The following is a 26,636-nucleotide window of genomic DNA, read 5'->3' on the forward strand; positions in this document are numbered from 1 at the left end:
ACCGCGCCCACGGAGAACGCGGCGAGATAGGGGGTGGCGTGCGTGAGGTGGCAGACCGCGTACAGGATCACGCCGACCGCCAGCGGCAGCAGCTTGGGCTCGGCGCCCAGCAGCCGGAACCGCACGAGTTCGATCACGGCGAAGGGAAGTGCGACACCGAAGACCAGCCCGAGGACCAGCTCCAGCGCGGTCTTCCCGAGGTCGGCCTCAGCGTGCCCGGAGGTCGGTCCGGCCGCGGCGATCACGATGAGGCCGACCGGCAGGGCGAGCCCGTCGTTGATGCCGCGAGGACACTTGCGACGGCGGCTTCACCATGGCCCTCACCCTCCCGGCCGCCCCCAGTCAGGAGCCGTCGCACTCCAGCCCTCCGGCGACGGCCACGCCGTACCGTACGCACCTGCAGCTACGGCCGGCGTCAGAGACGTGTCAAGGCCATGCACGCCCCGGTGCCGTGCGAGGCAGGCGGCGGGATGCTTGCGTCAACGGCTGCCTACCAGTCCCGCGAGGTGAACCATGCGGAACCAGCTTCGTGACCGGATCGCCCTCGCGGCGGCCCTGATCGCCCCGCTCATGGTCGCTCTCGCCCTGGTCCCGTTCCGCCCCCACATCTCGTCCGCGAACCTGGCCCTCGTCCTCGTCGTGGTCGTCGTGGCGGTGGCCGCCCTCGGCAACCGGACCGCCGGGTCCTGACGGCACTGTCGTCGGCCGCCTGGTTCGACTTCTTCCTCACCCGCCCGTACCAGCGGTTCACCATCGCCGGCAGCGACGATATCGCCACGACACTCCTGCTCCTGGCGGTAGGCGTGGCAGTCTCCCAACTCGTCGCCCATGCCCGCACGTTGAAGCTGGTCACCATCACCGACGCGGCGCTTCTCGCCCGCATCCACGACACCGCGAACCTCGTTCAGTCCGGAGCCTCGCCGTACGCCGCGGTGGACCAGGTACGCCGGCAATTCGTCGAGATCCTGGGACTGCGCGGCTGCCGCTTCGAACACGGAACACTGCTCGGCCGACCGCCTCGCCTGGAACAGGACGGCTCCGTCACTGCAGGGCGCGCTCACTGGCCTCTGGAGCAAGACGGCTGGCCCGACGGAGAAATCGAACTGCGCACCTCGGTGGGCGGCCGCTATCTCGGCCGTTTCATGCTGCTCCCGGAACCCGGGATCGCGCCCGCTCCCCTGCAGTCCCGCCTGGCCGCCGTGAGCCTCGCCGACCATGTGGGCGCGGCGCTCGACACGGCTGGGCCGGTGCTCGACGGGTAGCGGTGTTGCGGGTGCCGTTCCTGACCGGTCGAGCGACAGCAGGAAGCGGCCCGGCTGAACATGATCGCCTACCTGCTGGTCTCCGTACCCCTGCCACGAGGTTCCCGGACCACGTAGGCCATGCGGCCGGACTGGGGCCGGGGTGACGTCCCTCGCGGCGTCCGGCGCCTGTCACCAGGAGGTCCGCATGGCGCGAGGCCGCCCCCAACGCCTATACCGTCCGTGCCTCGCTCCTCTCATAGTGGATTGCTCCTCAGGGGTGTCCGGGACGGCGGTGTCAGTCGTGCGCGACGACGGCGACGGGCGCGCCGGCGTGGTGCAGTACTGCGTGTGTGACCGGGCCGATGTGGGCGCCGATCGGACTGCGGCGGATCCGACGGCCCACGACGACCAGCGAGGCCTCACGGGAGGCATCGACCAGGTGGACCGAGGGACTGCCGGAGCGGGACTCCTCGACGACATCGACGTTCGGGTACTTCTGGCGCCAGGGCCGCACGGCCTCGGCCAGGGTCGTGGCCTGCTGCCGGGAGATCTCGTCGTGCAGGCCGATGTCGGCGGACAGGCCGTAGACGTAGTACGGCGGCAGGTTCCAGCCGAACACGACCCTCAGGCCGGTCTCGCGCCGGGTGGCGGCCTCGAAGGCGAACTCGATCACCGAGTCGTCCGGGCTGCCTGCGTCGAGGCCCAGGACGACGGGCCGGTAGGGCGCGGCGGCAGACGGGATGCCCGTCGGATCCTCCTCATGTTCGTCGGCGGCCTGCTCGCCGGCGCGGACCAGGACGACGGGCCGTTCGGCATGCGCCACGACGGACATGCCGACGGAGCCGACCATGAACCCGGCGATCCCGCTCAGGCCACGGGAGCCGAGGACGAGCAGTTCCGCGTCCTCGGCCGCCTGGATCAGGACCTCGGCAGGCCGGCCGCTGATCTGCTGCTCGGTCACGTCCACCCCGGAGTGCCGGAGCCTGAGGCCGTCCGCCGCCTCGCGGGGAATCCGTTCGCTCCAGTGCTGTTGCGTCTCGGCACCGAGCAGCGGTGCCTGGGCCATTGGCTCCGGGACCGGCTCCCATACGTGGACGATCTTCAGCGGCAAACCGCGCAACTTCGCCTCGCGGGCCGCCCACTCGGCGGCCGTCCGGCTTTCGGTCGAGCCGTCGAGGCCCACAGTGACGGTGCGGACCATGGTGTCCACCTCCTGAATCGGGGATCCCAATTCATGGTCCTGACAGAAATACGCACGGGGCAGGGGCCACAAGTCCCGGACATGGACCGACCGGCCCACTGGTTCACGAGGCGTACGAGCCACCGGTGCCTCTGATGGGCTGTCGGCAGCCCATCGCTATCCCTCCTTGCCGAGCTCCACGAATGCCGCCCAGGCGGCCGTCCGGACGGTTGATTCCGCGGCTGCGTGCCTTCGTGTCCCGAACCATCACCATCGTCGGTTCGTTGTCGGCCACTTCGATGCAGTTCTCCGTCCCGGTGTAGGAGCTGGTACGCCAGTTGGGGTCCACGGTCTGCATGGTGCTCTCCTAGTCGCTCGGCATCTGGTCGAAGTGTTGGATTTGCTGCCTTGCGCTTGTTTGCGCGACATCACGATGGTCGAGTCCCTGTTCGAGGCCGTCAATCGACTTGCTGCAAACTCGCGCAATCTACTTGGGGGTTGGAAGGCGGCCGTCCTACGGTCGTTGGCGAACCCGAGCAACTGAGGAAGCCGCACCCTGCGGTACCGAGGGGAGATGCGTGGTGGCCACCGTGACCGACGAACCCGACGCTCCAGCCGTCGACGGCCCGCCCATCGACGTGGAGTCGATCGCGGACGGCACCGACGCCGCCCTCAAGATGGAGCTGGGCACGTCGACCCGCGAGGAGATCGACACCAGGACGACGGCCATCGTCGGACAGCTGCGTCTGCTGCTGGGCGAGGAACTCGGCGCCGACGAAGACGCCGCCGTCAGAAACCTGTTCAGACAGGCCTACCACCTGCTGGAGAAGACGAACCGTCCCACACAGCAGACCGCGGCCTTCAACGCCTTCTTCTACATGCGTGACGTGGCCAACCTGGCCCGGCGCCTGCTGTGGATCTACACTGAGCCGAGCCCTCATGCGACCTGATCACCCCATGCTGCTGCACGGCTCGTCCGCGCTGACGCACGCCGAGAGCATCCTGACGCCGGGATTCTGGTGCGATTGGCGCCACGTGGATGGACGGCGGATCAACTCCGCCCGGTGTCCGACCCCTGCATCAGCCATCCGCTGGGCACGCGTTCAGATCCGCATCGTCGCCTCGGCCGTCGCGCCGGACTCCGTCGACCCTCTCGTCGACCGGACCTACCAGGGCTGGCGTGAGAGGCCGTATCTCTATCGATCATGAGCGCGATGTGATCGATAGAGATACGGCCTCAAAGACCAGGTCAGGCCAGACGCCTCCGCTGCTCAGCAGTCCGCCGATGCAGAGCACACACACCGTTGCAACGCCGACTCCGGCCTGCGCGTCCATCCGCTCCGCGGCGGGAAGCCCCCTTCAGCAGCACAAACTGCCTGTGCCAGCACGACTCGACGGGATCCATGTCAGACCTCTACCGACCTTGGTGGGAGAAGGCGGCCCAGTGGAAGGGATGGACGTCCTGTTCGCCGATCATTCGTGCCTGCGCCTCGGCCGGCTCGAGGCCGTCGCGAACCACCAGATGGTGGAAGGTCTCCATGAGTTCCGGGGTGTGCCGGTCCGGAACCGTCCAAAAGACGACCGGCCAGGACCACCCTCACCGTTCAGGCCCACGCACAGTCACTGCGTCGAGGAGTCGAAGCCTGGGGCCAGGCATTGCTCGACTGCGGCAGTCCCGGGAGCGTGGGCTCCAAGAGGCCTCAATGCTGAGCGCGCAGTGCGCTGCCGAGACCGATCGGCCGCCGAGCGCATCCAGCACCGGGGCCAGGTCACGCGCGAGCGCCCAGGACGAGCCGTGGAACTCGAACAGTCCGAGCGCGGGATCCTCGGCGAGGCTGAACCTCAGCCGGATGTACGGCCGTGATCCGCGCACGACCGCCGACAGCTCCGACGTCACGCAAGGGGCCCCGTCCATCTCACATAACCCGTACAGACGCGTATCCCCATAACAGTCCGCGACATCGTAGATCTCGAGGTCGACGCGAGAGATGTTGGTCATCAACTCGATCAGGTGATCGTCAGAAACCACTTCCCTTCGCAGCTCACCGCCCAGGATCCCTGCGACACCCGCCGCAACGTCTTCCGCCAGCGCCGTCACTCGCCACGTCGGCAACGCGATCGGCTCGTGCCCGCGCATGGTGCCCCAATGGAACCGCCCTACGGTCGAGGACGCCGTGCGGCTGGAGCTCCCGGCGATTCCGCTCACCCGGCCCGAAACAGGATTCCGCGTCATGGCAGGCGCCTCGCCGGAACCGGCAAGGGCTGGATGAACAGCAGCAGGTCCACGCGCACATGATCGGGCGAGTCGAGCGGGCCCATCTGATCGAGCAGGACCAGTCCATGACGGTGGGCCGCACTCGCCAAATAGTGGGAGGGATCGGCTGTACCTTCACGGCCGAGGTGACTGTACGTGATGAAGGCAAGTAGCCCGGCGGGCCCGAGCAGTTCGCGCCACGGGATGTCGTCGACCCAGGGAACCGACAGCGAGTCCACGGTGGCGATCACCGTACCGAAGGCCGTGCGGCCGGTCCGCCGGGAGTCCGCTGCGGACTTGAGGGTCCGGTGTACGACTGCGTCCGGCGGCTCCGAGCCAGAAGGCGGTGGCATGAGTCCGGGCACGGACTCGGGCTCGGTCGGCCCCTCGGAACGACAGGCCGGGCCGGGGCACGCTGGGTCGACGGTGCGCGTCTCCACGGTCCTTCCGAGTCGCAAGGCAGACTCGGCGGCCCGTTTCAACGCGGTCAGACAGACTGGGTGGTACTCGTCCGTATGCGAGATCAGTGCGAGTACGCGTTCGCACCGCTGGCTGTATCGAGAGACGACGTCGAGTACGGCCTCCGTCAGCCACGGCGCCTCTTCTGCATCATGCGGTCGATCAGACTGAGACATGGCGAGCCCCTCGGACGCGAAGTGTCCTGTCACTACAAGAGGCCGGAAATCGCCTGCATTTTCGACACGCCTCATCGCGACGGGAGGTCATGTCCCGCTGGGTGGTGTAGTCACGGCAGCTGTTTCGGTTCCGGTTGCGGGGTGATCTGCGGGTCGGGTGGGGTCGGCTGGGTGCTGAAGAGTTCAGCCATGGAGGCTTCGGAGAGGTAGCGGCGGTCGAAGACCTGCCACTCGTCGTGGAGTTCGGCCAGCACCGCGGCGGCGAGCCGGTCCAGGGCGGCGGGGTTGGGGAAGACCTGGACGACGTCGGCCCGTCGTTTGATCTCCCGGTTCAGCCGCTCCAGCGGGTTGGTCGACCAGATCTTCTTCCAGTGCGCTGGTGGGAAGTCCGCGAACGCGGTGATGTCGGCTGCGGCGTCCAGCAGCATCTTCTTGACCTGCGGGAACTGCCGTCCGAGCATGTCGGCGACCACGTCCAGCTGGCTGCGGACCTGCTCGCCGGTGGTCTGCGCGAAGATGGTGCGGATGGTGGCCGCGACCATCTCCCCGGAACCCTTTTCGATCACCGAGAACACGTCCCGGACGAAGTGAACCCGGCACCTTTGCCAGGCCGAGCCGAGGAAAACCGTGCGGATCGCGGCCACCAGCCCGCTGTGGCTGTCGGAGATGACCAGCTGGACGTTCTCCAGGCCACGAGCCCGCAGACTGCGCAGGAACTTCGTCCAGAACGGCTTCGATTCGCTGTCGCCGACCATGAGGCCGAGGATCTCGCGGTGCCCGGTGGCGGAGATGCCGGTCGCGATGACCACAGCCTGGGAGGCGATTCGGTGATTCACGCGGGCCTTGCAGTAGGTGGCGTCCAGGAAGACGTAGGGGAAGACGGTGTGATCCAGCGGCCGTTCCTTGAACGCGGTCAGTTCCTCGTCCAGCTCACCGCAGATCCGCGAGACCTCGGACTTGGAGATCCCGGAGTCCGCGCCAAGTGCTTTGACCAGGTCATCCACGCTGCGGGTGGACACGCCATGCACGTATGCCTCCATCACCACGGCGAACAGCGCCCGGTCGATGCGCCGGCGCCGCTCCAGCAGGGAGGGGAAGAACGAGCCGGTCCGCACTTTCGGGATCTTCAGGTCCAGGTCGCCGGCCTGCGTGGTCAGCAGCCGGTCGCGGTGTCCGTTGCGCCAGGTCGTGCGCTTGTCGGTGTGCTCACCCGGGGCGGCACCGATCACGTCGGTGGCCTCGGCCTTGATGAGCTCCTGCAGGATGCGCTCGCACACCACCCTGATTGCTTCAACTCCATCGGACCGACGTAGTGACTCCAGCAGCCGCATCAGCTCAGACTGGGACAAGGCCATCGCGTGCTCCTCCGGTTGAACTGCCCGTTCACCAGGGAGACTTACGCGATGGCCTGCCCTTGTTCAGGGAGCACGCACGGTCAGCGGATACACGCCCCGGGCAGACACCCGCGCGTTCCGGGACACGGCCCGACTACACCACTTCAAGGGACACGATCCGACGGGATGCGCTGGCTCGCGCCACTGGTCGTGCGCCGCGCTCCACGCCGCGTACTGAACTCACGCCTAGATCACTACTAAAGACCCCGGTCAGGTGCTACTACGACGCTACTAAGACGGACCAAGCCCTCTATGAAACCGGCACCTGCGCTCCTCACGATGCCGCCGCGCGAGTCGGTCCGCCGAGCACCCGCCCGTCATCACCAACGCGGCCCGCCGACGTAGTGATGCAAGAGCCAATTGGCCTCCTCTTGTCGTTGGCGTCGCCTCCTTGAGGCGTCATCCCTTCAACGACGGAGGAAACGCCGTGAAGCCGAACGTCGCCCAACACAGCGGAAAGCATCGTCCGACTGCTCCGGGAGAACGCGTGCTCCCTCTGGACACCGCCCAGGAGTGCTTCACGTACCTGGTGACCGGGCCGAAGCCCTTGTCCGTGGACTGCCGCGACCTCCTGGGGCTTCCCAACCGCTCCGTCGCCCTTGACGAGTTGCAACGCCTGCTGATGCGTCGAGCGTGTCCTCGCCGGACGAAGGACGTGGTCTGGGCACAGCTGATACGCCGCTCGCGGTCGGAGGGTGCCACATGGACGCTGGCGTGTGTGGGCATGGCGTTGCCCGCGCTGGCCCACACCACCGGGTGGCTCGCGGCCCGTTATCCGGACGATCCGTTCGATGTGCACGCCGAAGTCCTTGTTGGCTTCCTCAACGGACTGGCCACGATCGACCTGGACCGACCGCAGGTGCTCATACGGCTGAAGTGGGCCGCATACCGGCGTGGGTTCGCTGCGCTGACTGAGGCGCTCGATGCCCCCACTCCTGTAGCCCCTGGTTTCCGTTCCACTCCGCCGCATCCTCCGTGGGGACATCCGGACCTGGTGCTGGCGCGGGCGGTCCGGGCGGGAGTCCTCACCCGGACCGAGGCGGACCTCATCGGCAGCACTCGGTTGGGCGACGAGTCCGTGACGGACTGGGCCGACGGGCACGGCATGACCCCGGAGGCCGTGTATAAGGCCCGGAGCCGGTCCGAGCACCGACTGGTCGCCTTCATCCGGGACGGCTCCTCGGCCACGGCCGAAGCGGATCCCGTCGCCAACGCCGCGATGGCCGATGCCGCGGCCTCGGAGAGGCGGCGCCAGGGCCGACGGACTTCACTCTCCGTGAGCGGTTCTTCCGCTCGAAGCCCATCGGGCACCGGCAAGGAAACTTCGACCGCAGTGTCCAAAGGCGCCGCGTAGCGCGGCCTCTTCTAGTGCGGGAGACCCATACGGGCGCCCGCGCCCTCGATACCTCGCCGGAGGTACGTCCCATGCGCCGTATATCCGCCATGGTCGCCATGAAGCGCCGCTCGAACATCACCGAGCCGCCCACGCCGCGCCTCAAACGGTCTGCTCGGAATCGCGCCGGCCGAGCGTTCCGCTGGACTGTGCTCGGTCTGATCGCCACGGCAACGGCCCTCCTATGCACCTCGACTGCACACGCGGCAGGGGCGGAACAGGTGCTGGCATTGGCCAAGTCCGTCGACGAAGTGCTGGACAACATCCGTAACTGGATCATGGGCATTCTGGCGGGTCTCGCCACGGTGTTCTTGAGCATCGGCGGCGTGCGTTACGTCATGGCCGGTGGTGATCCCGGGGAGGTGGAGAAGGCCAAGACCGCTTTCAAGAGCGCCGGTTATGGCTACGGGCTGGCGGCGTTGGCTCCGCTGGTGGTCGAAATCCTCAAAGGAATCGTGGGTGCGTGATGGCTTCCGTCCGGGCCAGCACCTCCGTGGCAGATCGGCTCCCGGGTCCGACCGCCTCCGGTCGGCCCCGGAACGCCCGTGCGGCACAGCCGAGTCGCCGCCGTCATCAACGTCGCCGACGCCGCGCACTCGTGCTCGGCATCGTGACCCTGGCGGTGCTCGCCTCCGTGCTCTCCGCGTACGCCGACCCGAGCCCAAGTCCGGGACCAGTGCCGACCCCAACCGCCCCCGCCGAACCCACACCAACAGCAACACCGACAGGATCCGCGTCCCCGTGCTCAGGGTCGGATTGCATCCCACAGCCCGGTGCTTCGGCCTCCCCGGCACCCACCGCAGGACTCATGCCCCCGGCCGAGGTGCCCGAGGGCGACGGCACCGGCGGGATATCCGGATGGATCGCGAAAGGTGTCACCAGCGCGATCACAGGCTTCTTCAAATCGGTGATCAAGTACGCGCTCAATCCGCTGCTCGACCTGCTCAGCGGCACGCTATTGACTACGCCGAGTCCCACGTCCATGCCACGCGTCGGCGAGTTGTGGACGAACTCCTGGCAGATCGCTCTCGCCTGCTACGCCCTGCTCGTCACCATCGCCGGTGTCGTGGTGATGGGTCATGAGACGGTGCAGAGCCGCTATTCGATCAAGGAGATGGCTCCGCGGATCCCCGTGGCCTTCCTCGCGGCGGCCCTGTCGCTGTTTCTCGCGGGCAAGGCCGTCGACCTGGCCAACGGACTCTCCCACGCCGCCATGGGCGGCGGTCTCGACGCCGACACCGCGGGACCCGCCCTGCGCGACTTCGTCCTCAACTCCTTCAACTCCGACAGCGGCAGCATCTTCCTCGTCCTGATGTGGCTCGTGGCCATCGGGGTCCTGGTCGCGCTGCTACTGACGTATGTCGTGCGAGTGGCTCTGACGATCATTCTGATAGTCGCTGCGCCCCTCGCGCTGATCTGCCATGTCCTGCCGCAGACCGACGGCATCGCCCGCTGGTGGTGGAAGGCCTTCGGCGGCGTGCTGGCCATCCAGGTCGCCCAGTCACTCGCGCTGATCACCGGCGTGCGGGTGTTCTTGACTCCTGGCGGATTCGGCTCCAAAGGGCTGTTCGGGCTCAATGACAGCGGGCTGGTCAATGTGCTCATCACGCTGGCGCTGATGTACATCGTCTTCAAGATCCCGTTCTGGATCCTGGGGTCCATCCGTCTCGGCAGCGGCCGCTCGTTCGTCGGCGGTATGGCCCGCGCATACGTGATGTACAAGACGTTCGGGCTGCTGCGCAGTGGGAGTGGGGCACGTGGTGGTGGACGCCGTACACCTCCCTCCGGAGGACCGGGCGGAACCACCCGCTCCCCCATGCCGTCCGGGGCAGGACCGTCTTCAGGTGGTTCGGGCCGCCGAGGCAGCGGGACTCCCTCACCGGCAGGGACGAGCCGACCGGCAGTCGGCCCGCTCCGCCCGTCCGGGACCCCGCTGTTCCTTCCGCCGATTCCCACGGGCCCCGAGAGCAACCGGCCGATCGGCCGGGCCAGCGGCCCGCCATCGATGCCGGATTTCCGGGCTCCCGGAGACCCACCAGCCGGCGCGAACCCTGCCCGGCCGTCCATGCCGTCGACAACACCGACCCGGCCTCCCGGTCTGCCGGTATTCCAAGCGCCCGACGGCGGAGCCAGGCCCACCCCGCAGACCGGGGCAATCGGTGGGCCCGCAGTTCCCGCGCACCCCCGCTTCCAACAGCCCACCCCACAGCCCCACATCGCACCCCGGTACACCGCGGGGCCGCCCGCGCCCACCACCTTCCGGTCGCCGGTACCCGAGTCCCAGGCAGCCTCCGAGCGCTACGGACCTCCCAGCGCCCGGCCGCCGACAGTCTTCCGTCCCCCACCACCCATGAACAACTCGCGCGTACAGCGCGCTCTGCCGCCACCCGCACACCGTGGCCGGAACGACCGCTCAGGAGGTGCCCCGTCGTGACTCAGCTCGTGCGCATTCCTGCCGATGTCGATCGCGAGGACACCGTCCTGGCTGGCCTGACTGCCCGTCAGCTGATGATCCTGGCCGTCACCGGGCTTGTGCTGTACGGGGGTTGGTCCGTCACACGCACCTTCGTGCCCCTGCCGGTGTTCCTGATCCCCGCCGTCCCCATCTCGGCCACCGCTGTCTTCGTTGCTCTGGGACGGCGTGATGGGCTGCCACTGGACCGCCTGATGCTCGCCGCCGTGCGCCAACGCGTAGCCCCTCGTTATCAGGTGACCGCCCCGGAGGGCATCCACCCCGCACCGACTTGGCTGTCTCAACAGGCCACGGTGAGCGATGGGCAACAGGAGGTCACTGTCTCTCCCGCCGCACTGCGGTTGCCCGCCGAAGGTGTCACGGCGACCGGCGTGATCGACCTGGGCTCGGACGGGATGGCGGCGGTTGCAGTGTGCAGCACCGTCAACTTCGCCCTGCGCACTCTGGCCGAGCAGGACTCCTTGGTCACCGTGTTCGGCCGCTATCTGCACTCGCTCACGGCCCCTGTTCAGATACTCATCCGCGCAGAACGCCTGGACCTGTCCGCGCAGATCGCCGAACTGCACGAGTACGCCCCTTCACTCCCGCATCCCGCGCTGGAGATCGCCGCCCGCGAGCACGCCGACTACCTCACCCATCTCGGCCGAACCACCGATCTGCTCCGACGACAGATCCTGCTCGTCCTGCGCGAATCCCTCGGTGCCACTGCCCCAGTCGACGGGCTGGGCGGAGCCTCGCCGCTGGCCTCGCTCACCCGCCGCAAGCCCGCCCGGCGACCGGCTCCTGCTGTCAACGCGACGCGACGTGCCGCCGAGGCCCGCCTGGCGCGCCGCCTCGGCGAGGCAGCCGAACTCCTCGGGCCCATCGGCGTCATCGTGACCCCGCTGGATCCGGGACAGGCCACCGCTGTCCTGGCCTCCGCCTGCAATCCCGACAGCATGGTGTCTCCGTCCTCAGCACTCGCCGGGGCCGATGACGTCATCACCACGGCGACCGCCGCCGAGGATGACGTAGAGGGTTCATGGCTCGCTCACTTCGAAGAGCGGGGCTCCGCGTGAAGCGGCAGGGACCCCGAACACGGCCGCGGAGACAAGCAGAGGCAGTCTCGGGTGGCGCCGAAGCATTCACCCCGGACGCGCTGGCGGTCGCAGCCCGGCATCTGGAGGTCGGCGGCGAGTGGGTGGCCTCCTTCGCCGTCACCGGCTTCCCCCGCGAGGTGCATCCAGGCTGGCTCCAGCCGCTGCTGACCTATCCCGGCCGGGTGGACGTCAGCCTGCACATCGAGCCGATCGATCCGGTCACCGCGGCCAGCCGGCTGAAGCGGCAGCTGGCCAAGATGGAGTCCGGCCGTCGCTACACGCAAGAGCACGGCCGGCTCCTCGACCCTCAGGTCGAGGCAGCCACGGAGGACGCCTATGACCTGTCAGCCCGTGTCGCCCGCGGCGAGGGCAAGCTGTTCCGGCTCGGCCTGTACCTGACCGTGCATGCCACCAGCCACGACCACCTGGTCGACGAGGTCGCCGCGGTGCGGTCGCTGGCCGCCAGCCTGCTGCTGGACGCCAAGCCCACCACGTACCGCAGTCTCCAGGGCTGGGTGACCTGCCTGCCGATGGGCCTGGACCTGGTGCGGATGCGCCGCACTTTCGACACCGCGGCGCTCTCGGCGGCGTTCCCGTTCACCAGCCCCGATCTGCCCCCACCCGACCCCACCTCAGTCGCCGCCCCGTCCGGTGTGCTGTACGGCTACAACATCGGCTCCCAAGGGCTGGTGCACTGGGACCGTTTCGCTCTGGACAACCACAACAGCGTGATCCTCGGCCGCTCCGGTGCGGGCAAAAGCTACCTGGTCAAGCTGGAGCTGCTGCGATCGCTCTACCGCGGGATCGAAATCCACGTGATCGATCCCGAGGACGAGTACGCCCGCCTCGCCGGCGCCGTCGGCGGCACCTACATTCATCTCGGCGCCGACGACGTCCGGCTCAACCCCTTCGATCTGCCCATCCACACCCGTCCGGACTGCCGCCGCACTGCGCCCAAGGACGCCTTGATGCGTCGCGCGTTGTTCCTGCACACCGTCTTGGCCGTACTGCTCGGCGCCGACCCGGCGCCCACTGAGCGGGCCGTGATCGACCAGGCGATCGCTGCGACCTACCAGCGGGCGGGCATCACCGCGGACGTGCGCACTTGGACGCGGCCCGCACCGCTGCTGGCCGATCTTGTCGCCACTCTCCGCCTGTCCGAGGATCACACGGCCCACGAACTGGCCGCCCGGCTCCATCCGTTCGTCGACGGCGCGTTCTCCGGCTTGTTCGCCGGCCCGACCACCACGCGGCCCGATGGCCATCTCGTGGTGTTCTCCCTGCGCGACCTGGCCGACGAACTCAAGCCCATCGGCACGCTGTTGACCCTGGACGCGGTCTGGCGCCGTGTGTCCAACCCCGCCGTGCGCCGCCCACGCCTGGTGACCGTCGACGAGGCATGGCTGCTGATGAAGCAACCGGCCGGAGCCGAATTCCTGCTCCGGATGTCCAAGGCGTCCCGCAAGCACTGGGCCGGCCTGACCGTGGCCACCCAGGACTCCGGCGATGTCCTCAGCACCGACCTCGGCAAGGCCGTCGTGGCCAATGCCGCCACGCAGATCCTGTTGCGCCAGGCCCCGCAGGCCATCGACGAGATCACCCGCACGTTCGACCTGTCCGAGGGCGAGCGGCAGTTCCTGCTGTCGGCCGACCGCGGCCAAGGGCTGCTGTCCACCGGCACGCAGCGAGTCGCCTTCCATGCCGTCGCCTCGCCGACCGAGCACTACCTGGTGACCACCGACCCCGCCGAGCTCGCCGCCTACGCCGAAAGCGACATCTCTACGACGGACGACGCCTCCTTCCTGGATCTGGAAGCCGCAGATCCCGACGCGGAGGCGTTCGCAGCCGATTCGAGCAGCCAGATCGATCTGGACCTGTGACCGATGCCGCTTTAGGCGGCGGTGAGCTCGACACTCTCCCCCATCGCCCGTGACCTGCTGTCTCACGTCCTCGCTCCGAGGAGAGCCCGTGTGTCAATCCCCAAGCCGATGCCATTCCCCACGTCGCACAGTTTTCGCGAGATGCACGCGATCGGCTGCAGAAGTGGACCTCGCTGCCCAGCACGTACCGGTGCCGGTCGTCGTTCGCACGACTGGAGCCGGAGCGAAGCGTAACTACGCGGTGGACTACTGCGGGTTGTTACGGATTGTATGACCGGCGGCATCCTCGGCCACGACCGACGACGCACATCTGAGAGCAGTTCATGAAGCTGGATTCCAAAAAATCTTGAAGACGGCCCCCACCTATCACCTCGCACTCCACTTGTGATTGGTGAGACACCAGCCACGAGAGCGAGAAATCCAGATGGGACTGTTGGACATCGCCACGAGCCTCCTCCGCCACGGCGGCGGAGGCTTCTGGGAGTACATGACCGAGCGGGCCAAGAACCGCACAGCCATCGAGCTTGAGCGCCAGCGCAACGCGGCCACCGCGAACGTCATCCCGATGCTGAAGCCCGGCGTCGACTTTCTGGAAACCGAGGAGGGTGGTCGCACTCGGGTCATCCGCATTGCCCCGATTCCGCACAGCGGAGACTCGCTCAACAGCTCGGGTCCGAAGGAAGCTTCACTGTCAGGAGACGGCGCCCCCGCTGGCTACTCGACGCCTCCACCAGCCCTCAGTCGGAGTGTTGGCACGAGCCCCCTGGCGCTGCCAGGGCACCAGCGCCAGGGTGGCTACCCGGCGAGTGAGCAGGTCAAGTGAGCGAGAGGGAACAGTACGACAACGAAGTCGTCGACCTGTTCTGTGAGCACAGGGGCGTGATGGAGGGGTTCCTCATCCGCCGAGGCGTGCCACGCCAGGTTGCCGAGGAGATCGTCAACGATGTCTTCGCCGCGCTACGTCTCCGCTGGGATCGCCTCAGACACGAGAACTGCATGGCTTACGCCTACAGGATCGCAACCAACGAGTGCAATAAGTGGTGGAGACAGGAAGGCCAGCACGAGGAACGCCGCCTCCACGGAGATTTCGACGTCCCCGACGACCGTGACGAATATCAAGAGATCGTCAATCGGATCTACCTCGGGCAGGCCCTCCAGGAACTGTCGCCCCGAGAGCGCGAGACCGTCCTTCGTCGCTTCATAAACCAGCGAAGCGTCAAAGAGACCGCTGACGACATGGGCGTGTCAGAGGGAGCGGTCAAGGGCTACACACGGGATGCCCTACGAAAGCTTCAGGAGAAAGCCGATGGGCAGATCACCAGCAGTGGGGAGGAGCAGTGAACACCAACCAGGAGGAATCTCCCTCGCGGAACGAGCGAGTTGCGTCGTTCATGCAGGCCCTCCAGAGAATGCACGACGATCCGGCCGAGGCCGCCCGTATTCGCCTGATCATCGATGAGGACGAACCCGAAGCTGACGCCCACGGCCGGGGCGACGGTCAAGCACTCGTCGTTCATATCCGTAACGAGGGTCGTATCAATTTCGGTGCGCTCCGCCAGGCTGCCGAACCACAGCCCGCCCCAACTGAGGCTGAAGCCCGTTACGAATTCTGCTCCGAGCCCACGAAAAAATGGCCTGTTCGACTCACGGCGGCTGGACTCGATTTGATCAAAACGCTTACAGACCGCGAGGCACGGCAAGCATCCCGCCGCCAGCCAGCAGAACGGAATGAGAGAGCTAAGTCACGAGGACGAGACGGGAACCGTCACTCCTCAACGGTTCAGGTCCGAGTGAACGAACGCGTGCTATGGGTGGCTGGGGAGGCCTACCCCTTGAGCAACATCTCCCACGTAGGACAGCGAAATCTGGAAGTCAACAAGGGACCAGCCTGGAAGAAGTTCATTCTGCGCACTCTCTTCTGCCTGTTCTTCGGCGGGTTTCTGGCAGTCAGCGCAGGGCCCGTTGGCGTGTTGATCCTGCTGGCCGTGGAGACTCTGCTGGTCTGGCGGCTCGTTACTGTGCTACGCAAGCCGCCCTTGTGCGGCTTGGTCCTTAACTCCTCAGGCACTCTGCGTGAGGCCGTGTGGTCGACAGATAGCGGCGAGATCCAGCATCTCGTCCATGAGATCACCAAGGCGATCGGTCGCCCGAATATCGCTCAGGTGACCTACGACGTGCGGCACGCCGTGCGAGGGGACTTCATGTTGCAGTACGGCGCCGCGTGCATCGGCAAGGCAAAGCGCAGCGGCTCCGGCAACACCGCAACCTGACGAAAGGCGACTACCCCGGCAGGTAGTCGCCGGGACCATCCACAAGGCAGAGCGCGTGGCTCCAGGGACGTCAGGACCGACGGCAAGTGCTTACGAGGTCTGGAACCCGGGGACGTCGCGGCGCTCTGCGGGAGGACAGTGTCCTCGGCCTCGACGTCCCTCCGGCGCCTTCTGGTGTGAGGCCACTGGTGATCGCCCGTCAATTACCGACCCACAGCTCCTGCTTCATGCTCAGAGCCGAGTTTGCGACGGCTCCTGCCTTCATCGGGCGTGCCACTACCGTCCGATGAACGGAATGCGTCGGGTCATCCAGCGCCGACATGCCCTGTAACCGTTGTCGCCAGCCACAGTCCATTGCCATGACGGCTTCTCAGCGGCGCAACGCCACCGCGGCACCAGAGAGTTCGGCACCGCCGTCTGTGTTTCCTCACCATCTTCCCGGAGGCACTCACCATGGTCGTCGGCCATTCGCTCCCCACACCTCGGCACTCTGGTCCCGCCAGCCCCGACTCCCCGCTGGAAAACTATCTGCGCGATCCGGCAGGCACTGTCCACACTGTTCTCGACCATGCGACGCGCTGGACCGTCACCTGGGGACCGGTCGCCGGTTTGGCCGCGGCCATCACCGTCGCCGCGTTGGGCTGGGCGCGCTGGTGGTGGCGTCGCCGCTGCCGCCACAATCTCACGCGTGGTGCCCGCCTGATCAGTGTGCTGCCCCCGCCCACCGCCGACCCGGCAGGCGCCGAAGCGCTATGGGCAAACCTGCTCGGGCTCCTACGGCCTGCCTGGCACCGCCTCCTCACCGGCCAGCCCCATCTGGCCTGGGAATACGCCTTCGACCGCGAGACCATACGTCTGCGTCTGTGGGTGCCCGGCGTGGTCCCGCCCGGGATGGTGGAACGCGCCGTCGAAGCCGCCTGGCCCGGGGCCCACACCCGCTGCTCACCGACACCACGCCGGGTCACCGCCTCGCGGCAGGAGATCGAGGCCGCAGGGGGCGACCTGCGGCTGGCCCGCAGCGAGGCGCTGCCCATCCGAACCGACTTCCCGGCCGACCCGATCCGGGCTCTGCTCGGCGCGCCCGTCGGTCTCGGCCCTCACGAGCAGGCCGTGGTCCAGATCCTGGCCCGTCCCGTCACCGGACGCCGTGTGAAGAAGGCCCGCCGAGCCGCCCGGCATACCCGTGCCGGCCGTTCCGCCCGCCCCATCGGCCGCCTCCTCGACCTGATCACCCCCGGCCGGCACACGCGCACCCGCACCCGCCAGACGGCCTCGCTGGTGGACCGGCAGACCGCGCTGACCACTGCCGCCGAAGACAAGGTGATCGTGGCCAAGCAGCGCGGCGCCTCGTACGAAACCCGTGTCCGCTACGTCGTCACGGCGGCCGTGCCCGACGGCCTGGACGCCGAAAAGCGCGCCGCGATCCGTGACCGGCTGAGCGGCCGATGTCACGCCATCGCCTCGGCGTTCGCCGCCTTCACCGAGCACAACTACTACCGCCGCGCCCGCCTCCGCCACCCTCTGGCCTACCTGACCGAACGCCGCCTCGACGGCGGCGACCTGCTGTCCATCCCAGAGCTGGCCGCGGTCGCACACCTGCCCTGGGACGAGGCCATCCCCGCACTACAACGTGCCGGCGCCCGCGCCGTACCTCCGCCGCCCGGCATCGCCACCATCGGCCCGTCCGTCAGGCCCATCGGCCTGACGGACTCGGGACACACCCGCCCGGTAGGACTGCGGATTCCCGACACCCGCCAGCATGTACACATCCTCGGTGCCACCGGCTCCGGGAAGTCCGAGCTCATGGCCCGCATGATCCTCGCCGACGCCGATGCGGGCCGCGGCTTGGTCGTGGTCGACCCCAAGGGCGACCTGATCACCGACGTCCTGATGCGCCTGCCCGAGGAGTTGGGCGAGAGGGTGGTGCTCTTCGACGCCGACAGCAGGAATCGCCCGCCCGTCCTCAACCCGCTCGAAGGCGTGGACACGGCTCGGACCGTCGACAACTTGGTATCGATCTTCTCCCGCGTCTATGCCTCCTCCTGGGGGCCACGCACCGACGACATCCTGCGCGCCGGCCTGCTCACCCTGCGCGAGCTGCCCGGCACGCCCGTCCTCACCGACCTGCCCAAACTGCTGTCGGTCCCCGCTTTCCGGCAACGCGCCGTCGAGCAGATCCACGACGATGTGCTGCGAGGCTTCTGGACCTGGTACGACGCCTTGTCAGGTCCCGCCCGCGCCCAGGTCACCGCCCCGTTGATGAACAAGGTCCGCGGCTTCCTGCTACGGCCCTTCGTCCGGGCCGCCCTCGCCGGAGGACCCTCCACTGTCGACATGGACCAGGTACTGAACGGCGGAATCTGCCTGGTCCGTATCGCCAAGGACGCGCTGGGCACCGAGACCTCTCACCTGATGGGCTCGATCGTGGTCGCACGCACCTGGCAGGCCGCTACCCGCCGCGCCCACATCGCCCAAGGCCACCGGCAGGACGCCGGGTTGTATCTGGACGAGGCGCACAACTTCCTGAACCTCCCTTACCCGCTGGAGGACATGCTCGCTGAGGCCCGCGGCTACCGGCTGTCGATGGCCCTCGCCCACCAGTACCTGCGCCAACTCCCCAAGGAGTTGGAGGAGGGCATCAGCACAAACGCCCGCACCAAGATCTTCTTCAACGCCTCGCCGGAAGACGCCCGCCACCTCGCCCGGCACACCGAACCCCGGCTGACCGCGCACGACCTGTCCAACCTCGATGCCTTCCACGCGGCCGTCCGCCCGGTGGTCGGCGGAGCCGAAGCCCCGGCCTTCACGGTGGTCACGGAACAGCTCCCCCCGGCAATCCCCGGCCGGGCAAAGCGGATCCGCGCCGCTGCCCGCCGCAACGCCCACCCACGGCCATCCCCCACCCGCCAGGTGCCGGGTGGGCAGAACGCCGTCGATCCGCGCCGCGCTATCTGACCGTCGCGCTTCCCACCCGCGGCCGACCGGCCACTCGCCGCATGCCCCTTCGAACCTCCCCAGCGACTACTCCTGCGCTCATCAACTGGAGGTGTGCAAGCCGTGATCACCAATCCCACCCAGCAACGCGCCCTGCGCGGACATCGTCCTCAGCGCCTCAGCGATCGCGCCGCCACCACCGGCGACTACATCGCCCGGCTCTCCCGGCACCTCACCGACCGCGACCGCTGGCTGGCCCGCATGCTCTACGAACACAAGGTCCTCACGACCCACCAGATCGCCGAAATCGCCCATCCGTCCACCCGCGCCGCCAACACCCGGCTGCTCCAGCTGTACAAGTGGCGCCTGGTGGACCGCTTCCAGCCCTTCATCACGTCCGGCAGCGCGCCCATGCACTACGTCCTCGACGTCGCCGGCGCCGCCGTTCTGGCCCGCGAAGACGGCCTCGACCCTCGCGACCTGAACTACAAGCACGAGCGGGCCATCGGCTTGGCCCACTCCCTGCACCTGGCCCACACCGTCGGTACCAACGCCTTCTTCACCGCCCTCATCGCCCGCTCCCGTGAGCCCCGGGCCCCCGGAAAGCTCACCGCTTGGTGGTCTGAATCCCGTTGCCGACGTCACTTCGGCGACATCGTCCTTCCTGACGGTTACGGCCGCTGGCAAGAGCAGCACGCCGAGTTCGAGTGGTTCCTGGAGTTCGACCTCGCCACGGAACGCCCGGCCCGCGTCGCCGCCAAACTGCCCCGCTACGCACAACTCGCCGCCGCCACCGGCATCACCACCCCCGTCCTGATCTGGATGCCCACCACTCGTCGCGAGGCTCGCGTCCGCCAAGCGCTCACCACGGCCCTCGGCAATCTCGGCAACCCCGAACGGGTCCCCGTCGCCACCGCCACCACCGACTTCCACACGAACGGCTCCCCCTCCGATCCCTCCACCGCCCGCTGGCAGCCCCTCACCCCCCACCAACCCGCTTACGAACGTCTCCGGCTTGCAGAACTCGGCCGAGCCTGGCCGCACCTGCCGCCGCTCGGCCCCTCCCCATCACCCGCAATCACGACCGGCAGCGGTGCCTCCGGCGATCTCCGAACGCCGCCTCCGCCGCCCCCGCTGGCTCCTGGCCCGACATCCCGCCGACCTGGGCAGTGACCCTGTCATGGGAAAGATAGGCATTGGCGTCCTGTGTTCCGTCGTCCTGGTCATCGTCTTGGCCGCCGCCGGCACCGGCGGCCTGCTGTCGGGTTTCGGCAGCGGCAGTACCCAGCCGAGCAGGGCGGCCCTCACAGACATCCCGCCCGACTACCTCGGCCTCTACATGGACGCCGCGACTACCTGCCCCGGTCTGGACTGGTCGGTCCTGGCCGCAGTCGGCAAAACTGAATCGGACCATAGCCGTTCGACACTTCCCGGCGTCCACAGCAGCGCGAACTACGCCGGGGCTCGGGGCCCCATGCAGTTCCTCCTGCCCACCTTCCAGAGCGTCGTCGCCAGACACCGGCTACCGAAGGGTGGAGCCACTCCGCCCTCGCCGTACAACGCGCACGACGCTGTCTACGCCGCTGCCGCGTACCTATGCGACTCCGGAGCCCGCGGTGGCCGCGACCTCACCGGCGCCGTCTACGCCTACAACCACGCCGACTGGTACGTCTCACAAGTCCTGACCCAGGCGCAGGCCTACTCCAGCGGGTCGGCCTTCGGCGCCGACGCCTCCCCCACCGCAGCCGCCCTGCAGGCGATCAACTACGCCCAAGGCCAGCTCGGGCTGCCGTACAAATGGGGCGGCGACGGCCCCGGCAAGAGCGATGCCGGCTTCGACTGCTCCGGTCTGACCAAGGCCGCGTACGCTGCAGCGGGCATCGCCCTGCCCCGTACCGCCCAGGAGCAGTTCGATACCGGCCCACGAGTACAGTCCGGACAACCCCTGAAGCCCGGCGACCTCGTTTTCTACGGCACTCCCAACGGCGGCATCCACCACGTCGGCCTCTACATCGGAAACGGCCAAATGATCGACGCGCCCCGGCCCGGCAAGACCATCCGGATCGAGCCCTACCGCTATCAAGGAGACGACTACGCCGGTGCGACTAGGCCAACCGAAGCTCGGCTATTGGAAACGATGCAACAGACCGCACTAGATCGTGGGTGAATCTCACGCCAGCCTGTCCGCATCGCTGAACTTGGATGCGGCATCAACGCCCATGAGTTTGCTGCGGACCGTTTCGGAGTCAGTGTGGCCGAGGCGCTCGAAAATCTCCAGGGCTTGCTGCCAGACTCTCTGGGCTTTGGTCTGGTCGCCGGTGGTGGCATAAGTGTCACCGAGCTGATCGAGGGTGACGGCTTCATCGTAATGCGCACCCAGCTCACGGAACAGTTGCAATGCCTGCTGGTAGTCGTCGACTGCGCGGCTGTGCTGGCCGAGATGGCGGTGGGCATAGCCGAGGTTGTCCAGGGTCTGCGCTACACCGGCACGGTCATCGCGGTCGCGAAGTATCTCCAGAGCTTGTTCACAGTACGTAAGAGCTTGTTGATAGCGTCCGATCTTGGCATGGTTTCGGCCTACGGAATTGAGGGTGCGGGCCTGCCACACATCGTTGCCGGCAGCGCGATAGAGGTTCAAAGCTTCCTGAGCGTAACCAAGTGCTTCCTCGTATCTTCCGTGCCGCTCAGAGGCCCGGCTGAGGGCGTAATAGGTGCGCGCCTGGTCGGCATCGTCATCAAGCTCTCGGTACAGAGTGAGAGCCTTCCGGAAATGAACAAGGGCGTGGTCGTAGCGCCCCAGACGGCTGTAAGCACGGCCGAGGCCGCGGTGGGTCTGGGCTCGGGCCGCGAGGTCGTCCGTACTTCCGATCGAAGTCAAGGCGGTCTCGTGGGTGGCAACCCAGTCGTGCCAGCGTCCACGCCGATTGAGAAAGGTCGTAAGAGTCCAGGGGATTTTCCAGGCGTGACTGCCGAACCCGTTGTCGGCGGCGTACTCAACGGCGGCGATCAGCGTGGAATGTTCGGCCGCGAACCAGGACGTCGCCTGTCCATAGTCGTGTACGGCGGTGGGCGTCACACCATGTTGCGGCTGGTCCAGAGCGAGGGGCTTCCGGTGCTGGGCAAGGATCATGGCAGCAGCGAAGGCGGTGTGCAGGTAGTAATCAAGAATCCGGTGCATTGCCGTGCTTCTGTCCTGCTCGGAGTCCTCTTTCGCGGCACGCTCGGCGGCGTAGGCGCGCAGCAAGTCGTGGAAGCTATACCGGCTGGGTTCGGATTCGTCGAGCAATCGCGCCTGGGTGAGTTCGGCCAGCAATGCGCGAGCCTGCGGTGTGGGGACACCAGCGAGACTAGCTGCGGCGGGAAGGCTCACATCGGGGCCGGGCTGCAGGCCGAGCAGCCGAAACAGCCGCGCGGCCCGTCGTGTGAGAGTGCGATAGGACCAGGAGAAGGTGGCTCGAACGTTGGTATCCCGGTCACCGGCGTCAAGGGCATCAAGCCGATCCTGTTCGCTCCGCAGTTCTCGCACCAGCACACTGAGCGGGAAATGCGGGTGGGTTGCCGCGCGAGCGGCCACGATCGACAAGGCCAGGGGGAGCCGAGCACAGTGCTCGGTCAACGCCAGGGCAGCCTGCGGCTCGGCCGCGATTCGGTTGTCGCCGAGATGATGAGCCAACAGCATGATGGCCTCGTCGGGTGTCAATACATCCAGGGCAAGTGGATGGGCACCCTCTTTGGCCACGATGCTGGACAGCCGATTGCGGCTGGTGATCAACACCAGACAGGTGGCGCTGCCCGGAAGCAGGGGGCGGATCTGCTCGACATCCCGGGCGTTGTCCAGTACCACCAGGACCCGCCGATTGGCCAGCAGGCTCCGGTACAGCGCCGCCTGGGCGTCGAGGCTGACCGGAATCCGTTCCGGTGCCACCTCGAAGGCGTCCAGGAAACCACGCACTGCTTCGGCCGGCGGCATCGGCGCACTCGTCGGATCGAACCCCCGGAGGTTCACATAGAGTTGGCCGTCCGGGAAACGATCGGCGGCCTGGTGAGCCCAATGCAATGCCAGGGTTGTCTTGCCGATCCCGGCGGTGCCGTCGATGGCGGAGATCACTACCGTACCGGCGCCCGCTCCGGCGCTGCCGAGCAGCTTGGCCAAGGAGTGCAACTCACGGTCGCGCCCGACGAAATGGCGCACTGCCGCCGGTAACTGCCGTGGAATCACGATCTGTGCGGGCGTAGCCTGATGGATGTGCACCCCTCCGTGGAGCGAACCGGTCTGCACGACCGCTCCACTGACCGCGCCGTCCACCTGGTTGCGAGTCTTGGCCGTCTGATCGTCCTCAGCTGAGCTGGCAACCACCGGGTTCTCTCTCATGGGTTCTTCTGCACTCCCGATCACCCGACCACCTTGCCGTACGGCAACCAACGGGAGGAAGTCATGCGCGTTGCCCTCGTGTATCCGGAGGTCTACGACCTTGCCCGCTTCAAGGAGAAGCGCAAGGAGTTCCCGCCGTTCGGGGTCATGTACCTTGCTGCTGTTGCCGAACAGGCCGGGCACGAAGTCTCGGTGTTCGCGGTAACCGACGAGCATTGGACGTTGGATCTCAGGTGCTTCGAGGCTGTCGGTTTCAGTATCCCATCCTCGGCCACGTACGGGGTCATCAAGCAGGCTCGCATCGACAGCCTGTACGCGGACGACCCGCTGATCATGGTTGGCGGGGTGCACCCGAGTTTCTACCCGGAACGGACACTGATCGACATCGCACCGCACGTAGTGGGCATCGGAGAAGGGGAGGCCACCCTCTTGGACCTCCTGGACGAGGTCACAAGCCGACGATTTGATCGCGTGACCGGTGTGTGCCACATGCATAACGGCGAACCGGTCAGGACCCGACCGCGCACGCTGATGCGGGACATCGATGTACTGCCATTACCTGCCCGACATTTACTCAACCCGGACGACTTCGTGATGTCCGATCGCGTGTCCACCACCGACCTGCGCATGGCGCACGTCATGTTCAGCCGCGGTTGCCCGTTCCCGTGTCGCTTCTGCGCGGCAGCCCAGACCCGTATCCAGTATCGGTCAGGGGCCAGCGCCCGGCACGAGCTCGAACACCTCGTCAGCTCCTATAGCATCGATGGATTCGCCATCGTCGACGACAACTTTGTCGTCAACAAGCAAAAGGTTCGCGACATATGCACGGCAATCGAGGATCTCGGCCTCCAATGGTCTGCTCTGTCGAGAGTCGACACCGTGGATCGCGCCCTCCTGGAGGCCATGGCGACCTCCGGCTGCATTGAGGTCAAGTTCGGCATGGAGTCCGGCAGCGAAGCAATCCTCGAGGCCATGCGGAAGGACACCAAGCAGGAACAGATACGTTCTGCCGTCCGGATGGCCCGCCAGGTCGGCATCAAGGTCAAGGTATTTCTCGTTCATGGTTACCCCGGCGAGAACCTGGAGACGACCCGCGCTACCATGCGGCTCCTCAACGAGCTGGCGCCGGACATCGAACGCGTCTCGCTGTTGCGGTTCGTGCCGCTGCCTGGCACCTATGTGTACGAACATCCAGACGAATTCGACCTGCACCACACCGATCGCGACGCCGACTGGGATGGAGACTGGCGCCGCTACCACATCCACCACAACCACGAGCACTGGTGGGGCACGACGGAGGATTTCGCCGTGGTGCAGCAGGGGTACGAGATGCTGAGGGGCATGGTCGATGCGCTGTGGCCCGAGCGCCTCGTCCTCCCGACGCTGCCTACTGCGGGGTGACTTCCACTCTGCCGACAAGCCAACGGAAGGCGAGAAGGTGAACGGTTCACAACACCGCGCGATCATCGACGTCCATCTACTACTGGTGCGGGACATGAACGTTCTCCTCACCCGACGCCGAGGCAGCTACGGCGATGGCATGTGGCACCTGCCCTCCGGCAAGGTCGAGAAGGGGGAGTCCGTCGAGACTGCGGTCATTCGGGAGGCCAGAGAAGAGGTGGGCATCATGGTGAAAACTGCCGACCTCCGATGTGTGCACGCGATCCATGTCCAACACCCGGGCGAAGAGCCGCGAGTGGGATTCTTCTTCGAGGCGACCCAATGGCACGGCGAGCCGGTCAACCGTGAACCGACTAAATGCTCGGCGGTCGAGTGGTTCCCTCTGGACGGCCTGCCCGAGGCGACGATTTCCTACCCCGCCGCCGGAATTGCGGCTTATCAGGCAGGAGTTCCATTCAGCGTGCTGGGTTGGGGACATGACGAACCGCACCCGACAAGCCCTTCCATTATGACCGATACTCCGAATCGTTAGGTCTTCTGGATCGTCGATCCTCACGCAAGTTAACCGGATGCACGGCAGTTGTAATCGCAGGAGCGGCGGATCGGTACACATCAGCACCTCAGGCAGCCAGCGATTCGCCAGGCCGTGTTGGAGCGCCAGCCGTGCACCCTCGGGGTGGTGGGGTAGTTATGGATACGGGCCGAGTGAGGAACTGATCGCGAAGCCTGACCAGATGCCTCTGCCCGAGCCGGGGGCGCGTGGGTCTAGCACCTGGGTGCTCAGTAGAATCGGGTGATCTGACGGTCCCGCAGTAGAACATAGGAGCGGCGCGCTACTCCTGGCCCGTGGAACCGAGCGCAGCCGCAGCGTGAGGCGGCGACTCCGTCGGCAGCCATACGGGACAAAGGGGGCGAAGCGCCAGGCCAATCAGCCGCCATACCCCACTGATGACTCGAGGTCAGACCTGGCCTGTAGACGTCCCGAGGTTGACCGAGCCCACATTGCCGGCCTGAACCACTGTGCCGTGCTGCACGCCGCCGCTGATTGTGTTGTGGACATTCGCGACCTGTTGCCCATTCACTGTGGGCCCCAAGGCATCGAGCATTGCGCGCAGTTCGGAGGCGGCAGCTGGGTCGACAAGCAAAATGCGCCGCAATCGCGTACGCCACTCTGCCTCGACGTCCATGGCCGTCTGCTGGTCGCCAGTCTCAATCGCCATCGTCAGCTCTCCACGCGAGGTCTCTAGCTCCCCCTCGATCTGATCTTCCGCACCGGCGCGATGATGCGAGAAGAACGAGACGATGCGGTCACGTGCTTGTGCCCAGGAGTCCGTCGCCATCTGCTGAACGAATGCCGTAGCGCCTGCGGCGGCGAGTGCCATCAACTCCGCTTCCATCAAACCCCCTTGGTAGCAGCCGAGGGGGCCACCGTACCCTCTGGCACGCGACGGCCACAGAAGTCAACGTGTGGCGGTTGATCGCGAGACACGAGTAGTTGTCCCCAGACGACTTACCCGTCCTCACAGACGCCTGGTAGGGGCGGCCCCAGGATCCAGGCCCAGGATCCCGTACGAATATCTCCTGTTCGAACACCTACACTCCGCCAGCTGACATGTGACCTTGAGTTTCTGAAGACTCACGGGCCTTGGGTCAGGTATCGCAGCAGGTGGCGGCCCGGGTAGTCGTCGTACGGCTGAACCGGGAGGGTGATCACCTCATGCTCATCGAAGATCGGCTCGCCACTTGGGCGACGTGCGTACGGGAGATAGCCGTAGTCCACTCCGTCGTCCGCGTCGTAGGTCATCCAGGCGATGAGCTCCTGCTCGCCCTCCCGCAGGGGCAGGTTGGCAACTGCCCGGCCGTACACGGCGTCGTCGGCGAACAGCCACACTTGCGGGACGGCGAAGGCGAAACGGGAGGCATGAATCTGCTGTGCCTTGTCCGCCGCGCGGTGCTCGAATGCCTGGGCGGTCGGGTCATCTCGCAGATAGTCGAAGTCGGAGAGAACCAAGGTCCGGTCTCCCTGCAGCGCGACCATGGCCGGGCAGTCCCGCTCCTCGATCGCCCGCTCCAGACGGTCCGTGACGTCGCGCAGCAGGATCTCGGTGGCGTGGTTCATCCGGCTGC

At 66.9% G+C, this 26,636-nt stretch carries 25 protein-coding genes and 2 pseudogenes; 18 read left to right on the forward strand and 9 right to left on the reverse strand.

The annotated features are described in order from the left end of the window. Positions 1-513 precede the first annotated feature (513 nt). The 3 genes and pseudogenes from ABZ928_RS39625 (at position 514) to ABZ928_RS39635 (ending at position 1,262) form a co-directional block, all read left to right on the forward strand. The gene (locus tag ABZ928_RS39625; RefSeq protein WP_361529926.1) at positions 514-690 is read left to right on the forward strand and encodes a hypothetical protein; all 177 of its coding nucleotides are present in this window, start codon (positions 514-516) and stop codon (positions 688-690) included. Between the two features lie 5 nt (positions 691-695). Beyond that, a pseudogene (locus ABZ928_RS39630) lies at positions 696-779 on the forward strand (DUF4118 domain-containing protein); the annotation flags it as partial. Between the two features lie 24 nt (positions 780-803). Next, positions 804-1,262 carry a hypothetical protein gene (locus ABZ928_RS39635; RefSeq protein ID WP_361529929.1) on the forward strand — a complete coding sequence of 153 codons (459 nt, stop codon included), beginning with the start codon at positions 804-806 and terminating at the stop codon, positions 1,260-1,262. A gap of 277 nt (positions 1,263-1,539) precedes the next feature. Here ABZ928_RS39635 and ABZ928_RS39640 read toward each other — a convergent pair whose 3' ends face one another. Further along, entirely contained in the window at positions 1,540-2,445 is a 906-nt protein-coding gene (locus ABZ928_RS39640) for a universal stress protein (protein ID WP_361529932.1), read from the reverse strand. 103 nt (positions 2,446-2,548) lie between these two features. Beyond that, positions 2,549-2,782, reverse strand: a complete 234-nt coding sequence (locus tag ABZ928_RS39645; protein WP_361529935.1) for a DUF397 domain-containing protein — start codon at positions 2,780-2,782, stop codon at positions 2,549-2,551. Between the two features lie 223 nt (positions 2,783-3,005). Between ABZ928_RS39645 and ABZ928_RS39650 the strand changes: the two genes are divergently transcribed. Both ABZ928_RS39650 and ABZ928_RS39655 read left to right on the forward strand, forming a co-directional pair. Beyond that, complete coding sequence (locus ABZ928_RS39650; RefSeq protein WP_361529938.1) at positions 3,006-3,374, forward strand: hypothetical protein; 369 nt, start codon at positions 3,006-3,008, stop codon at positions 3,372-3,374. Between the two features lie 7 nt (positions 3,375-3,381). Continuing rightward, positions 3,382-3,633, forward strand: coding sequence for a hypothetical protein (locus ABZ928_RS39655; protein WP_361529941.1), 252 nt, complete (start codon positions 3,382-3,384; stop codon positions 3,631-3,633). Between the two features lie 205 nt (positions 3,634-3,838). Here the strand turns inward: ABZ928_RS39655 and ABZ928_RS39660 are convergent. The 4 genes and pseudogenes from ABZ928_RS39660 to ABZ928_RS39675 all read right to left on the reverse strand — a co-directional run. After that, positions 3,839-3,985 (reverse strand): annotated as a pseudogene (locus ABZ928_RS39660) (hypothetical protein); the annotation flags it as partial. 36 nt (positions 3,986-4,021) lie between these two features. Next, positions 4,022-4,657: a hypothetical protein gene (locus ABZ928_RS39665; protein WP_361529944.1), complete on the reverse strand. Its 636-nt coding sequence runs from the start codon at positions 4,655-4,657 to the stop codon at positions 4,022-4,024. Next, positions 4,654-4,929, reverse strand: a complete 276-nt coding sequence (locus tag ABZ928_RS39670; RefSeq protein ID WP_361529947.1) for a hypothetical protein — start codon at positions 4,927-4,929, stop codon at positions 4,654-4,656. Before ABZ928_RS39670 ends, ABZ928_RS39665 begins: the two co-directional genes overlap by 4 nt. Before the next feature lie 494 nt (positions 4,930-5,423). Continuing rightward, a complete protein-coding gene (locus ABZ928_RS39675) occupies positions 5,424-6,668 on the reverse strand; it encodes an IS256 family transposase (RefSeq protein WP_361529950.1) in 1,245 nt (414 codons plus the stop codon). Positions 6,669-7,194: 526 nt separating this feature from the next. Between ABZ928_RS39675 and ABZ928_RS39680 the strand changes: the two genes are divergently transcribed. From ABZ928_RS39680 to ABZ928_RS39730, 11 genes are all read left to right on the forward strand, one after another. Continuing rightward, positions 7,195-8,061: a hypothetical protein gene (locus ABZ928_RS39680; RefSeq protein WP_361529953.1), complete on the forward strand. Its 867-nt coding sequence runs from the start codon at positions 7,195-7,197 to the stop codon at positions 8,059-8,061. A 71-nt stretch (positions 8,062-8,132) separates the two neighbouring features. Beyond that, entirely contained in the window at positions 8,133-8,567 is a 435-nt protein-coding gene (locus tag ABZ928_RS39685) for a pilin (RefSeq protein ID WP_361529956.1), read from the forward strand. A gap of 341 nt (positions 8,568-8,908) precedes the next feature. After that, entirely contained in the window at positions 8,909-10,534 is a 1,626-nt protein-coding gene (locus tag ABZ928_RS39690; RefSeq protein ID WP_361529959.1) for a hypothetical protein, read from the forward strand. After that, positions 10,531-11,631: a PrgI family protein gene (locus ABZ928_RS39695; RefSeq protein ID WP_361529962.1), complete on the forward strand. Its 1,101-nt coding sequence runs from the start codon at positions 10,531-10,533 to the stop codon at positions 11,629-11,631. Before ABZ928_RS39690 ends, ABZ928_RS39695 begins: the two co-directional genes overlap by 4 nt. Further along, complete coding sequence (locus ABZ928_RS39700) at positions 11,628-13,532, forward strand: ATP-binding protein (protein ID WP_361529965.1); 1,905 nt, start codon at positions 11,628-11,630, stop codon at positions 13,530-13,532. Before ABZ928_RS39695 ends, ABZ928_RS39700 begins: the two co-directional genes overlap by 4 nt. A gap of 424 nt (positions 13,533-13,956) precedes the next feature. Further along, complete coding sequence (locus ABZ928_RS39705) at positions 13,957-14,355, forward strand: hypothetical protein (RefSeq protein WP_361529968.1); 399 nt, start codon at positions 13,957-13,959, stop codon at positions 14,353-14,355. Continuing rightward, a complete protein-coding gene (locus tag ABZ928_RS39710) occupies positions 14,352-14,873 on the forward strand; it encodes a sigma-70 family RNA polymerase sigma factor (protein ID WP_361529971.1) in 522 nt (173 codons plus the stop codon). The genes ABZ928_RS39705 and ABZ928_RS39710 overlap by 4 nt, the downstream gene beginning before the upstream one ends. Then, a complete protein-coding gene (locus ABZ928_RS39715; RefSeq protein ID WP_361529974.1) occupies positions 14,870-15,802 on the forward strand; it encodes a DUF6232 family protein in 933 nt (310 codons plus the stop codon). The genes ABZ928_RS39710 and ABZ928_RS39715 overlap by 4 nt, the downstream gene beginning before the upstream one ends. 609 nt (positions 15,803-16,411) lie before the next feature. Next, complete coding sequence (locus ABZ928_RS39720) at positions 16,412-18,757, forward strand: DUF87 domain-containing protein (RefSeq protein WP_361529977.1); 2,346 nt, start codon at positions 16,412-16,414, stop codon at positions 18,755-18,757. A 102-nt stretch (positions 18,758-18,859) separates the two neighbouring features. Then, positions 18,860-19,909 carry a replication-relaxation family protein gene (locus ABZ928_RS39725; protein ID WP_361529980.1) on the forward strand — a complete coding sequence of 350 codons (1,050 nt, stop codon included), beginning with the start codon at positions 18,860-18,862 and terminating at the stop codon, positions 19,907-19,909. Between the two features lie 7 nt (positions 19,910-19,916). Then, complete coding sequence (locus ABZ928_RS39730) at positions 19,917-20,903, forward strand: C40 family peptidase (RefSeq protein WP_361529983.1); 987 nt, start codon at positions 19,917-19,919, stop codon at positions 20,901-20,903. A gap of 3 nt (positions 20,904-20,906) precedes the next feature. On the opposite strand, the gene ABZ928_RS39735 is transcribed toward ABZ928_RS39730, so the two are convergent. After that, a complete protein-coding gene (locus tag ABZ928_RS39735) occupies positions 20,907-23,108 on the reverse strand; it encodes a tetratricopeptide repeat protein (RefSeq protein WP_361529986.1) in 2,202 nt (733 codons plus the stop codon). Positions 23,109-23,171: 63 nt separating this feature from the next. Between ABZ928_RS39735 and ABZ928_RS39740 the strand changes: the two genes are divergently transcribed. Then, complete coding sequence (locus ABZ928_RS39740; RefSeq protein ID WP_361529989.1) at positions 23,172-24,509, forward strand: radical SAM protein; 1,338 nt, start codon at positions 23,172-23,174, stop codon at positions 24,507-24,509. A gap of 37 nt (positions 24,510-24,546) precedes the next feature. Further along, complete coding sequence (locus ABZ928_RS39745; protein WP_361529992.1) at positions 24,547-25,041, forward strand: NUDIX domain-containing protein; 495 nt, start codon at positions 24,547-24,549, stop codon at positions 25,039-25,041. Positions 25,042-25,468: 427 nt separating this feature from the next. On the opposite strand, the gene ABZ928_RS39750 is transcribed toward ABZ928_RS39745, so the two are convergent. Both ABZ928_RS39750 and ABZ928_RS39755 read right to left on the reverse strand, forming a co-directional pair. Beyond that, the gene (locus ABZ928_RS39750; protein WP_361529995.1) at positions 25,469-25,906 is read right to left on the reverse strand and encodes a hypothetical protein; all 438 of its coding nucleotides are present in this window, start codon (positions 25,904-25,906) and stop codon (positions 25,469-25,471) included. A 239-nt stretch (positions 25,907-26,145) separates the two neighbouring features. Next, positions 26,146-26,628 (reverse strand): hypothetical protein, encoded by a 483-nt coding sequence (locus ABZ928_RS39755; protein ID WP_361529998.1) that lies wholly within the window; start codon positions 26,626-26,628, stop codon positions 26,146-26,148. Positions 26,629-26,636 lie beyond the last annotated feature (8 nt).

Source organism: Streptomyces sp. NPDC046909 (assembly GCF_040644695.1).
Classification (GTDB): domain Bacteria; phylum Actinomycetota; class Actinomycetes; order Streptomycetales; family Streptomycetaceae; genus Streptomyces.

Coding starts and splice junctions, on each gene's coding strand:
- ABZ928_RS39730 (WP_361529983.1), top strand. CDS start 19,917: ATGGGAAAGATAGGCATTGGCGTCCTGTGTTCCGTCGTCCTGGTCATC.
- ABZ928_RS39655 (WP_361529941.1), top strand. CDS start 3,382: ATGCTGCTGCACGGCTCGTCCGCGCTGACGCACGCCGAGAGCATCCTG.
- ABZ928_RS39705 (WP_361529968.1), top strand. CDS start 13,957: ATGGGACTGTTGGACATCGCCACGAGCCTCCTCCGCCACGGCGGCGGA.
- ABZ928_RS39690 (WP_361529959.1), top strand. CDS start 8,909: ATGCCCCCGGCCGAGGTGCCCGAGGGCGACGGCACCGGCGGGATATCC.
- ABZ928_RS39685 (WP_361529956.1), top strand. CDS start 8,133: ATGCGCCGTATATCCGCCATGGTCGCCATGAAGCGCCGCTCGAACATC.
- ABZ928_RS39625 (WP_361529926.1), top strand. CDS start 514: ATGCGGAACCAGCTTCGTGACCGGATCGCCCTCGCGGCGGCCCTGATC.
- ABZ928_RS39755 (WP_361529998.1), bottom strand. CDS start 26,628: ATGAACCACGCCACCGAGATCCTGCTGCGCGACGTCACGGACCGTCTG.
- ABZ928_RS39750 (WP_361529995.1), bottom strand. CDS start 25,906: ATGGAAGCGGAGTTGATGGCACTCGCCGCCGCAGGCGCTACGGCATTC.
- ABZ928_RS39740 (WP_361529989.1), top strand. CDS start 23,172: ATGCGCGTTGCCCTCGTGTATCCGGAGGTCTACGACCTTGCCCGCTTC.
- ABZ928_RS39665 (WP_361529944.1), bottom strand. CDS start 4,657: ATGACGCGGAATCCTGTTTCGGGCCGGGTGAGCGGAATCGCCGGGAGC.
- ABZ928_RS39735 (WP_361529986.1), bottom strand. CDS start 23,108: ATGAGAGAGAACCCGGTGGTTGCCAGCTCAGCTGAGGACGATCAGACG.
- ABZ928_RS39645 (WP_361529935.1), bottom strand. CDS start 2,782: ATGCAGACCGTGGACCCCAACTGGCGTACCAGCTCCTACACCGGGACG.
- ABZ928_RS39640 (WP_361529932.1), bottom strand. CDS start 2,445: ATGGTCCGCACCGTCACTGTGGGCCTCGACGGCTCGACCGAAAGCCGG.
- ABZ928_RS39675 (WP_361529950.1), bottom strand. CDS start 6,668: ATGGCCTTGTCCCAGTCTGAGCTGATGCGGCTGCTGGAGTCACTACGT.